Below are 9,666 nucleotides of genomic sequence, written 5' to 3'. Positions count from 1 at the left end.
CAGACACGCCCGTCCGAAGACCAAATTAGGGCGCGAGCGCTTGCGATAAGAACGCAAATTTTAAGAAGCGAAATCTGCACCGCTAAAAGGCGTAAAATTTCATTAAATTTACTCGCCGAATTCCTTCTGCAGCTTGTAAACCTTATCGTAATCGACCCCCTCGATGATGCGCGGACGCGAGGCGTTGAAATCGGCATTGATCACCGAGCGAGTGGGATCGTACTCGGGCAGCTCGGTCATCTCTAAAATTTCTGCGATCGCGTGGATGAGATCGTCGTTTAAAAACGGCCTGTCTTTGGCTGCCGCGATGCGCGCCCAAAGATCAGCGTTTTGCTCTTTGAACTTATCCGACGCCATGAAAATCAGCGGGATTTCGAGCGTGAAGCGGTTGATGCCGCCATGGATCAGCTTGCCGCGGTATTGATAAAGGCTCTGAGCGTGGTCGCTGAAATAGACTATCAGCGTGTTGTCGCTCGCAAAAATTTTATAAATTTCGCTCACGATAAAATCGTTGTAGGCCACGGTGTTTAGGTAGTGTGCGAGCTCTTTTTTCTGCCCCTCATCAAGCGGCTCGCGCGAAATATCCGCGGCGCTAAATTTAGCAAAGCTTTTTGGATAGCGAAACTCGTAGCTCGGGTGCGAACCCATCAAGTGGATGAAAAAGAACTTATCCCTGCCGCCCTGTGTCGCGCCGTCTTTTTGGGCGTTTGCGAGATCCGTGCCTTTGCCCGCCCGCCCGCTTGCGAATTTTCTCGCGCCCGATTTGAAATTTTTTATGCTCGGGAGCAGAACCTCATCGAGCGAGTAGGCGTATTTGTAAACGGGGATCTGGTTTGTAAAGTCGGTAAAATCGGCTCTGTTTGCAGCCGCGCCGCTTGCGACCGCCCATTTTCCGTAGCGCTCCTGGTTGCTAATCCAAAAGGTCTCGTAGTTTGCGAGCCGTGCAAAATCGACTATATCGAGATTTGCGCTCCACGGGCGCTGTTTTTCACTTTCGTAATTTCCGAAATTTAGCACGTATTTTAACACGTCGTTGGTCTTAGCTCCAGGCGATACGACATCGCTAAAGGCGATTAGATTTCCGCTTTGCTCAAGCGCTTGCAGATTCGGTGTGGTGGGCAGATAGTAGCCGTATAGGCTCATAAAATTTCGCTGCAGGCTCTCTCCGATAATAAAAACGACGTTTGAGACGCGGTTCGGCGCCGTTTTGTGCGAGTGCGAGGCGTAGGCGCGCTCGTAAATTTCATCCAGTTCGCGTTCGTTTTTGAAATCTTTTTGAAAATAATCTTTGCTGACGAAAGCGAAATTATAAAGCGGAATTTCATTCAGCGCTATGATGAGCGTGGCGCGCATTTTGGAGGTTTTAGCGACGTATGTGCCGTATGCGGCGTGCGCCGCGAAGACGCATAGGCTGAGCCAAAAAAGGTATTTTACCGCGCGGATGAGCTTTATTTCGACGCAGATCGCTAGGCGAAATTTTAAAAATATCAGCGAAACCACGCAAACCGCCGCCGCGATGAGGATAAATTTTAAATTTAAAAACGCGTGCGCGAACTCAAAAGCCTCCTTGGGCGTCGTTTGCACCATCGCATCCAGCACGCCGTGCGAGTAGGTAAGCTCCAGGCCGAGTATCAAAAAAATCTGCATGAGCGCTAGGGCTAAATTTAGAGCAAATAGCGCGAAGATGAGGAATTTATAGAGCTTGCGGCAGTAGAAAGACAGCGCGTAAAGGATCAAAAATAAAATCCCTACGCCGCAGATCAGCGCAGCTGCGAAAAACAGCGTGTCCGTCGTAAAAAACGGGCGGGCCGAGATATGACTGCTTTTTAGAAGCCAAACGGCGAAATTTAGCACCAAAATTAGCAGGAATGCGTTTAACGCTCTGCCTCCAAATACGGCGTAAAAGCTGAGTTTTTCCGTTAAAAAGGCGCGGAGACCGCCATGTTTTGAGTCCATAAAATCTCCAAATTTTAAAATTTTATTTGCGAGCGCATCTTAAAATACAAAGACGAAAAATAGCGCGCCGATTAGAATTCTATAAATTCCAAACGGGATGAAATCGAACTTCGAGACGAAACTTAGAAATAGCTTGATCGCCGCAAGCGCCACGACGAACGCCACTGCGCCGCCTACGAGAAAGGTCGTGATATTGTCGGAGTTTTGCGCGAAGGTGTCTAAATTTTTATAGGTGTCGTAAAAGGTCGCCGCAAACATCGTAGGGATCGCGAGTAGGAAGCTAAAACGCGCGGCCAGGTTTCTGTTTAGCCCGCACAGAAGCCCTGCAATGATGGTAGCGCCGCTGCGCGAAGTGCCCGGCACCATCGCAAAACATTGCGAAAGTCCGATGATAAAGGCCTGAACGTATGAAATTTGATCCAGATGCTCTAGCTCGCCTTCTCTAGGGCGCGCCTTGCGAAAGAGCTCTACTGCGATAAAAATAATACCCCAGCCGATCAGCGCGTAGGCGACGGTCTGCGGCGCGAAGAGCGATTTGATGCTTTTATAGAGCAAAAATCCGATCGCGGCGGTAGGGATGAAGCCCACGATGAGCTTGCACCAGAGCTTAAAATCAACCAAAAGCCGCTTGTAAAACATCGCAACGACCGCTAGGATCGAGCCTAGCTGGATAACGACTTCGAAGCATTTAAGCGTATCGGTCTGCTGCAAGCCCATTAGTTTTGCGGCCAGGATCATGTGCCCGGTCGAGCTTACGGGCAGAAACTCCGTCAGCCCCTCAACAATGCCTAAAATCACGGCGTCAAATATACTCATCCATTTTTTCCTTTAAATTTGCTAAATTCTGCGTAATCGAAGCGGGTTTGTAGATCGCCTCTACCATAGCGATATAATCGGGCTTGAGGGCTAAAATTTCATCCAGATTTTCTAAGCTTATGCCGCCGATTACGGCGATTGGGAGGTTTAAAGATTTTCGCGCCTCTTGCACAAGCTCATCGGGGCAAAGCGGCGCATCGGACTTTGTTTTGCCGCGCCTTAGCGAGCCGAAGGCTACATAGCTAGCGCCCTGCGCCTCGGCCTTTTGCGCGCGAGCAAGACCAGCGTAGCAGCTAACGCCGACGATCTTATCCGCGCCTAAAAACTCGCGCACCTGCGCCGTCTCGCCGTCATCCTTTCCGATATGTACGCCGTGCGCGCCTAGCTTTTTGGCAAGCGTCGCATCGTCGTTGATAATGAGTTTGGCGCCGTAATCCTCGCAAAGGCCGATAAGAGAGCGGATTAAAGCTTCATTCCGCGCGGCGAGCTTGCTGCGATACTGCACGAGCTTTACGCCGCAGCGTAAAATTTCATCTATCTGCGAAAAGATAGTTTGCGGCGGCGTTAAGCTATCGTCGCTAAGTGCGTAAATTTCACTCATCTATCTTTTTCGGCATCGGCGCGCCGTTTAGGATGCAGTTGGTAACATCCCAAAATTTTGCGCTATACATTCCGCGTTTAGCCTCTTTGGCTTCCTCAGCGGCTTTTAAAAGAAGTTCGCTATCGTCGGTTATCGGTACGGCAAATCCCGCCGCCACTAGGTCCAATCGCAGATTGCTTTTAGGATCGCTTGCATCGCAGACATAGGCGTCATTGCCACGATCGATTAAATTTACGTAGTAGCGCTTGCCTGGTTTTATCACGGACTCGAGAGCTTTTTTATATTCTTTGTCGAATTTCCTTAGCTCTTTGGCGTCCGTTATGCACCTAGAAGCGCCCGCGGCGATTATGTTTAAATTTTTTAAGTCGCAGGGGAAGAAGCGATCTTTTTGAGCTTTTCTAAAGGTAAAAACGAAGGTTCTGCCGTCATCGCCAAGACCTGCAAATGCGGCGATGCCGTATCTATCTTTTTGCTCCGCAAAGCTCTGCGTGCAGAGCAAAATCGCAAGTGTCAAAAATATCTTTTTCATAGGATTCCTCTTAGGCGGCGCAAATTCCTATTGCAGAATTTGCACCTAAATTTTGCGGATTATTTTAAATTATACTTCTCCAAAAGCTTTTCGTAGCTTCCGTCCTTTTTCATCTCCTCAAGCGCCGCGTTAAATTTAGCGAGCAGCTCGGGATACTTGCCCTTATCGAATGCGATCGAAAAGCCTTCGCTGCCGTCGGATTCTTTAAAAAATGCGGTTAGATCGTCGTTTTTCTTAAGATATTCGTAGCCTACTGATGAATCCACGCAAAGCGCGTCGATCTTTTTGTTCTTCAGCGACATAACGGCTACAAAAACGTTCTCCGTAGCGCTAACTTCGGCGCCTTTGATATCTCTGATCGCAAGCTCTTGGATGGTGCCTAGCTGCGCGGCAAGGCGCTTACCCTGCAAGTCGGCTTTGGAATTTAACGAGCTATCGTCCTTACGTTTGACGTATAAATTTTCGACTTTATAGTAAGGAGCCGTGAAATCGATCGCCTTTTTGCGAGCCGGCGTCGCGCTCATTCCCGAGGCGATCATATCGATTTTACCGCTTTTAATCGCAGGGATTAGCCCGTCAAAGCTCATATTTAAAATTTCATATTTAACGCCCGCGCGTTTGGCAAGCTCGGCTACTAGATCCATATCAAAGCCCGTGACTTTGGAGTTTTCATCCACGAACTCAAACGGCGGATACTCGGCGTTCGTGCCTACGATGAGCGTATCTTTGGTAATGTCTTTAGCGACTAGCGAGCCGCAAAGCAAAGCGCCCGCAACTAGAAATCCCATAAATTTTTTCATTTCCCTCTCCTTTAGTGGTTTAAAATTTTATTTAAAAATTCTTTCAATCTCGGATTTTGCGGATTTTCAAATACGTTTTTAGGCGTATCGTCCACAGCGATCTTGCCGCCCTCCATAAAAAAAATCCTATTTGCGACATTACGCGCAAAGCCCATTTCGTGCGTTACCACAAGCATCGTAATGCCCTCTTTGGCGACCTCTTTCATTATACCTAACACCTCGCCGATCATCTCGGGATCTAGTGCCGAAGTGGGCTCGTCGAATAAAATCACGTCCGGATTTACCGCCAAACTTCTAGCGATTGCGATGCGTTGCTTTTGCCCACCGCTAAGCTTGTGCGGATAGGCGTAGGCCTTATCGCTAAGACCGACCTTTTGCAGCAGCTCCTCCGCTTTTGCGTAGGCTTGTTCTTTGGTATAGATCCCCGCTTTTATGGGCGCTAGAGTTAAATTTTCTAGTACGTTTTTATTTGCAAAGAGGTTGAAATGCTGAAACACCATACTAACTTTGCGGCGAATTTTATTAATATCAGTGTGCTTATCGGTAATATCCTCGCCGTCTATTTTAATAGTGCCACCGCTCGGAATTTCGAGCAGATTTAAGCAACGCAAAAAGGTCGATTTACCACCGCCGCTTGGACCGATGATTGCTACGATATCGCCTTTATTTATGGTCTTTGAAATTCCTTTTAGCACCGATAAATTGCCGTAGGATTTGGTTAAATTTGATATTTCAATCATTGCGGTTTAACCTACTTTCTAGCATTTTTACTAAAAACGAGAAAAATTTTACGCTTGCATAGTAAAGTACTGCGGCAAAAAGTATCGGCTGGACGGTATAAAGCGCCGCCTGCATGCTTTTTGAAAAAAACGTAAGATCGGTGATTGCTACGAGGCCTACGACCGAGGTCTCTTTAAATAGGCTAATAAACTCATTTGCAAGCGCAGGCAGGATGTTTTTTATCGCCTGCGGAAAGACGATCTCTTTCATTGCCGTGCCGTAGCCTAGCCCCATCGCACGCGCGGCTTCCATCTGGCCGCGATCGACGCTGTTTATGCCGCTGCGCACGATTTCTGCGACGTAGGCTGAGCTATTAAGCCCTAGCGCAAAGATCGCAGCTGCGATATTATTGCTCCACGTAGCAAAAATTATAAACACGAACACCATCAGCTGGATAACGATTGGAGTTCCGCGGATGATATCTACGTATTCGTCGATAATGAAGCTTAAAAATTTATTGTTTAGAAATTTTAAAAATGCCAGCATAAATCCTAATGCGATACCGATCACAATGCCGCCGGAGGTCAAAATAAGAGTAATGCCGTAGCTTTTGGCGTATGAAATTTTTTGCGCTTCGCTCAGTTCGGGATAGGTGAAATAAAGCCCCACGGCGATTACAGTCAAAACAAATACGACCTTTAAAATTTTCTCGTTCAACCAAGGCGCCTTTTTCTTAAAATTTAAACGACAAGAATACTAAAATTTCGTTAAAATCTGGCTAAATTCCGAAAGTAAAATTTTATTTGAAATAGAGTAAAATTAGCTTTTTTAAAAGGAGGCAACGATGAGCTTTTGGACCTATTGCGCAATCGCGATATATTTCGGCGCGCTTATTTTTATAGGTAGGTATTATTATGACAAGAATGCGAGCTTAAGCGAGTATCTGCTCGATAATCGCCGCCTAGGCCCATTCGTAACGGCGCTTAGTGCGGGCGCTAGCGATATGAGTGGCTGGATGCTTTTGGGAGTGCCGGGCGCGATGTTTGCGACGGGGATTTGCAATATCTGGATAGCTCTAGGGCTTTGCGTGGGCGCGTGGTGCAACTATAAATTTCTTGCCAAAAGGCTTAGAATTTACACTGAGGTAGCAAGCGACAGCGTCACGATCCCAGATTTTTTAGAAAACCGCTTTAAAGACCGCACCAAAACGCTTCGCATCATCTCCGGGCTTTTGATCATCATATTTTTTACGCTCTATGTTAGCAGCGGCATCATCGCGGGTGGCAAGACATTTGAGAGCTTTTTCGGGCTAAGCTTTACATACGGCGCGATCGCTACGATCTTAATCGTAGTGTTTTATACCTTTTTCGGCGGATTTAAGGCCGTCGCGATCACGGATGCGTTTCAAGGGGCGCTGATGTTTGCGGTACTTATTTTGATCCCTTTGTTTTCTTACCGCGCGCTGCAGATCCCTGCAGACAGCTCCTTTTTGGCGCAGGTGCGGCTCTACGGCGCGAGCCATCTCGATCTATTTTACAATCAAAGCTTCTTGGGCGTTTTGGGCCTACTTGCTTGGGGGCTTGGATACTTCGGTCAGCCGCATATCATCGTGCGCTTTATGGCGATTAGAAGCTCGCGCGAGCTTGATAGCGCGCGCCGAATCGGTATTTCGTGGATGGTGCTAGGGCTAGTAGGCGCGATGCTTAGCGGTCTGATCGGCTTTGTCTATTTTTCGCAAAAAGGCCTTAGCATAGACGATCCCGAAAAAATTTTCCTAGAGCTCGGTAAAATTTTCTTTCATCCATTTATCCTAGGCGTCATAATCTCTGCGGTGCTGGCGGCGATTATGAGCACCATCTCAAGCCAGCTTTTGGTAAGCGCGAGCGCTGTTACGAAGGATTTTATCTTCGCGTTTTATAAAAAAGAGGTGAGCGAGCGCACGCAGACGCTAAGCAGCCGTATCGCCGTCGTGATCATCGCCGCGGTCGCCGCGATCTTGGCGTTTGGCTCAAACGATACGGTGCTAAACGTCGTGGGTAACGCTTGGGCGGGATTTGGCGCGAGCTTTGGCGCGGTGCTGCTTTTCAGCCTGTATTCTAAAAAAATGAGCGCGCTCTCGGCTTTGGTGGGTATGCTCGTAGGCGGTATCACGGTAATTTGTTGGATCTTATCGGGGCTTTCGGCGGTCGTTTACGAGCTGCTGCCGGGCTTTTGCTTTTCGGCGCTCGCGATACTGCTCGTAAATCGCTACAACTCCGTGCTCGATAAGATGGCGGATGAGCCCAATGCGGCACAAATTTCGCATGAATTTGAAAAGATGAAAGAGCAGAGTTTGGGAAGTAAAAATGGCTAACGTAAAGTGTCCGCACTGCGGCTCTCAGATCGATATTGACGAGGCGCTACAGCGCGATATCAAGGCTAAATTTGAAGATGAAATTTTGCAGCAGAAGCGAAAGTGGCAGCAGCAGCAAAACGAAGCCACGCTTAAATTTGAAGCCGAGATCGCCGCTAAGCGCGAGGAGTATGCGAAGCATCTGGCGCAGCTGCAAGCGAAGGAAAACGCCTTCGAGCAGCGCGTAAAAGCGGCGACCGATTCTGCGCTAAACAGCGAGCGGGAGAAAATTTTAGCGCTTGCAAAATCTCAGATCGAGAGCGAAAACGCGGCGAAATTTGAAATTTTACAAAAGGAGCTGCAAGAAAAATCGCAAAGAATTTCTGAGCTAAATTTAATAAAGGCCGAAATGGAGGCGCAAAAGCGTAAATTTAGCGAGCTTGAAGCCGAGAATAAAGCCAAATCCGAGATCGAGCTAACCAACCGCATGAACATGGAGCGCGAGCGGCTTTCGAAGCAAATTTCGCAGGAAAACGAGCTGAAATTCCGCCAAAAAGATGAGCAGATCCAAAGCCTAATCGGCCAAATAAACGAGCTCAAGCGCCGCTCGGAAGTAGGCTCGCAGCAGCTTCAGGGCGAGGTGCAGGAGCTCGCGCTGCAGGAGTATCTGCGGCTAAGCTTTCCTTTGGACGAGATAGATGAGGTCAAAAAGGGCGCGCGCGGCGCAGACTGCGTGCAGATAGTGCATACGAGGGAGTTTGTGGGCTGCGGTAAAATTTTATACGAGAGCAAGCGCACGAAAAGCTTCGAGCCCAAATGGATCGACAAACTCAAAGACGATATGATAGGCGAGGGCGCGCAGATCGGCGTTATCGTCACCGAGCAGATGCCGCCTCACAGCCCTAGGCTGCACCAAGCGCCGAGCGATGCTAGCATCTGGATCTGTTCGTTTGAGGAATTTAAGGGGCTTTGCGCCGTTTTGCGCGAACACGTCGTGGCGCTTGCGTTTGCCAAGAAATCGGGTCAAAATCAAGATAGCAAAACGGCGATGCTCTACGACTATCTGACCTCGCCCGAGTTTGCAAATCAGATAAAGACGATCGTCTCGGCATTCGTCGGCATGCAAGAGAGCTTAAATAAGGAGCGCAATGCGATGGAGCGCATCTGGAAACAGCGCGAAAAACAGATCGCACGTGCGCGAGACGGAGCGATCGCGATGCACGCAAGCATCAGAAGCATCGCAGGAAGCGGCGTAGCGCAGCTGGAGGATGTCGATGAAATTTTAAGCCTCGAGGCGATCGCGGCGGAGAGCGAAGCGGACGCGCTTCAAAACCAAGACGGCGACGAGATGCCATAGCGGCATGCGGACAGATCGCAGTCTGAACGAAAACGCGAGGCGAGCTTGCGTCGTGAGGCTGAAATTTTGTAAAGTGACACGATATTTGTCCGCGGACAAGCGGTGCTAGAATTTCAAGAAGTAATTACCGTATACTTTTGGGTTTGCGAGGTTAGAATTTTGCTTGCGAATTTTATACTGGCAGAAATATGCCGCACTGTGTAGCGCGGGAATTTAACGTGTAAAATTTTAAATTCATAATTAAGGAAGCGCTTCACGTCGCAAAAATTTGATTTGGAATTTCTGTTTTGTGTTCTTATCGGGAAGATTTTGCGCTAAAAGCCATAGTAAAATTTTAAGAATTCGCTTCGCCGTATCGTAAAAATTTTAAAATTTTGATCTGCAAATTTCATGAAAATTTATGAAATTTTTTAAATTTCTGCGTCGAAATTTTAGAATTTCTAATATTTTTTAAAATAAATTTAAATTTTTTAAACACCCTTGCCGCAGTCATTTGCGTACTAAAATTTTATCGATGAAAAGCGTTCGTTACCAATCGTTACCCCCCCCCCCCCC

The 9,666-nt window shown here is 47.9% G+C and carries 9 protein-coding genes; 2 read left to right on the top strand and 7 right to left on the bottom strand.

Annotated features, from left to right (window positions below; genetic code table 11):
* Positions 1-108: 108 nt before the first annotated feature.
* The 7 genes from Q0605_RS08985 to Q0605_RS08955 are packed head-to-tail and all read right to left on the bottom strand — an operon-like array spanning position 109 to position 6,097.
* The gene (locus tag Q0605_RS08985) at positions 109-1,956 is read right to left on the bottom strand and encodes a phosphoethanolamine transferase (RefSeq protein ID WP_298706349.1); all 1,848 of its coding nucleotides are present in this window, start codon (positions 1,954-1,956) and stop codon (positions 109-111) included.
* A 39-nt stretch (positions 1,957-1,995) separates the two neighbouring features.
* The gene (locus Q0605_RS08980) at positions 1,996-2,772 is read right to left on the bottom strand and encodes an undecaprenyl-diphosphate phosphatase (protein WP_298706347.1); all 777 of its coding nucleotides are present in this window, start codon (positions 2,770-2,772) and stop codon (positions 1,996-1,998) included.
* Positions 2,759-3,373 carry a thiamine phosphate synthase gene (thiE, locus tag Q0605_RS08975; RefSeq protein WP_298706345.1) on the bottom strand — a complete coding sequence of 205 codons (615 nt, stop codon included), beginning with the start codon at positions 3,371-3,373 and terminating at the stop codon, positions 2,759-2,761. The genes Q0605_RS08980 and thiE overlap by 14 nt, the downstream gene beginning before the upstream one ends.
* Positions 3,366-3,902 (bottom strand): hypothetical protein, encoded by a 537-nt coding sequence (locus Q0605_RS08970; protein ID WP_298706343.1) that lies wholly within the window; start codon positions 3,900-3,902, stop codon positions 3,366-3,368. Before Q0605_RS08970 ends, thiE begins: the two co-directional genes overlap by 8 nt.
* 59 nt (positions 3,903-3,961) lie before the next feature.
* Entirely contained in the window at positions 3,962-4,702 is a 741-nt protein-coding gene (locus tag Q0605_RS08965) for a basic amino acid ABC transporter substrate-binding protein (RefSeq protein ID WP_298706341.1), read from the bottom strand.
* 11 nt (positions 4,703-4,713) lie between these two features.
* Positions 4,714-5,442: an amino acid ABC transporter ATP-binding protein gene (locus Q0605_RS08960; protein WP_298706339.1), complete on the bottom strand. Its 729-nt coding sequence runs from the start codon at positions 5,440-5,442 to the stop codon at positions 4,714-4,716.
* Positions 5,435-6,097 (bottom strand): amino acid ABC transporter permease, encoded by a 663-nt coding sequence (locus Q0605_RS08955; protein WP_291940149.1) that lies wholly within the window; start codon positions 6,095-6,097, stop codon positions 5,435-5,437. Before Q0605_RS08955 ends, Q0605_RS08960 begins: the two co-directional genes overlap by 8 nt.
* 169 nt (positions 6,098-6,266) lie before the next feature.
* Between Q0605_RS08955 and putP the strand changes: the two genes are divergently transcribed.
* Together putP and Q0605_RS08945 are read left to right on the top strand one after the other, a co-directional pair.
* A complete protein-coding gene (gene putP, locus Q0605_RS08950) occupies positions 6,267-7,775 on the top strand; it encodes a sodium/proline symporter PutP (RefSeq protein WP_298706337.1) in 1,509 nt (502 codons plus the stop codon).
* Positions 7,768-9,111, top strand: coding sequence for a DUF2130 domain-containing protein (locus Q0605_RS08945; protein ID WP_298706336.1), 1,344 nt, complete (start codon positions 7,768-7,770; stop codon positions 9,109-9,111). Before putP ends, Q0605_RS08945 begins: the two co-directional genes overlap by 8 nt.
* The last annotated feature ends 555 nt before the right edge of the window (positions 9,112-9,666 follow it).

It is taken from the genome of uncultured Campylobacter sp. (genome assembly GCF_938017705.1).
Classification (GTDB): Bacteria; Campylobacterota; Campylobacteria; order Campylobacterales; family Campylobacteraceae; genus Campylobacter_B.
This window is presented reverse-complemented; position numbering and strand designations above follow the sequence as displayed.